This is a genomic window from uncultured Jannaschia sp. (assembly GCF_947494025.1).
Classification (GTDB): domain Bacteria; phylum Pseudomonadota; class Alphaproteobacteria; order Rhodobacterales; family Rhodobacteraceae; genus Jannaschia.
In genome coordinates this window covers 1-1,342 of sequence record NZ_CANLTQ010000102.1, presented here as the reverse complement: position 1 = coordinate 1,342, position 1,342 = coordinate 1, and the positions used below count along the sequence as shown (strand labels likewise).

The 1,342-nt window shown below is 67.0% G+C and carries 1 protein-coding gene; it reads left to right on the top strand.

What is annotated here, in order from left to right; translation table 11 throughout:
• Positions 1-91 precede the first annotated feature (91 nt).
• Entirely contained in the window at positions 92-1,108 is a 1,017-nt protein-coding gene (locus Q1B08_RS21430; RefSeq protein WP_299823384.1) for an IS110 family transposase, read from the top strand.
• Positions 1,109-1,342 lie beyond the last annotated feature (234 nt).

Below are 1,342 nucleotides of genomic sequence, written 5' to 3'. Positions count from 1 at the left end.
TGAACTGATGTGGTGGATGCCCCCGCCCCTGGAGCCGGCCGGCGTCGAGTATGTCAGGACGGTTCTATAGAACCATGCGGAGGGCGCAGCGATGAAGACCAAGATCAGCATGTTGGCGATCGACCTGGCGAAGGGAAGTTTCCAGGTCTGCGCCATCGGACCGGACGGGGCGGTCCTGTCCGACCGGGCGATGTCGCGAACCCGGCTGGCCGCGCTTCTAGCCGATCAGACGGCTTGCGTGGTGGCGATGGAAGCGTGCGCGACGTCGCACCACTGGGGACGGCTGGCGCGGGCGCGCGGCCATGAGGTTCGTCTCGTTCCCGCAGCCTACGTGAAGCCCTTCGTGAAGCGCCAGAAGAACGATCGCGCTGACGCGGAGGCTATCGCCGAGGCGGCCCTGCGTCCGACGATGCGCTTCGTGGCGGTGAAGAGCATGGAGACGCAGGCCCGGGCGGTCGCGTTCCGGACCCACCAGTGCCTCGTCCGGCAGCGCACGCAGCTGATCAACGCGCTGCGGGGGCATCTTGCCGAATTCGGCCTCGTGGCACCGAAGGGTCCGGCAAGCCTGAAGGTGCTGGAGAATGCCCTCGAAGACGAGGGTGTTGACCTGCCCGGCCCGGTCCGCGAGATGGGCGCGGTCTACCTCACGCAGATTGCGAACCTCACGGAGGTGATTGAGCGGCTCGCCGCCGAGCTGGAGGCGGCGACGAAGACCGACGAGGAGCTGCGCCGCCTGTGCACCATCCCCGGCGTCGGTCCGGTAACCGCCGGCGCCGTGGCCGCCTTCGCCCCGGACCTCGACACGTTCGACAGCGGACGCAACTTCGCGGCCTGGCTCGGCTTGGTGCCGCGGCAGAGATCGACGGGCGGGAAGACGAGGCTCGGCGCGGTGAGCAAAATGGGCCAGGCCGACATACGGAAGCTCCTCATCGTCGGCGCCATGAGCGTCATCCGCTGGGTGGTCCGGAAGGGCGGCAGCCCGAACCGCTGGCTCGCGGCCCTCGTAGCCAGGAAGCCGAAGATGGTCGCGGCCGTGGCGCTGGCCAACAAGATGGCCCGCATGATCTGGGCTATGACCACAAAGCAGGAGGATTATCGGATGGCGTGATCTGATCACCCCAAGGGGGAATAGATCACGGCATGGCCGCAAGACCGGGGCGAGCGATCGACGAGGAGTAGGCGACACGGACTTCGAAGTTCATGGCAGGGACATTCAGACCCGGGGCCCGAGCGCGAGCAGCTCTCTGAACCGATGTGAACCCCGCCATCCGAACAGCATGACCCACCCGTGGCGTCATCAAGGCCACATCCCGAGGCCTGACACACGTCCGATCGAAGACCC

Bases quoted from the DNA above. Each gene is read 5' to 3' on its own strand.
- Q1B08_RS21430 (WP_299823384.1), top strand. From the start codon at position 92: ATGAAGACCAAGATCAGCATGTTGGCGATCGACCTGGCGAAGGGAAGT.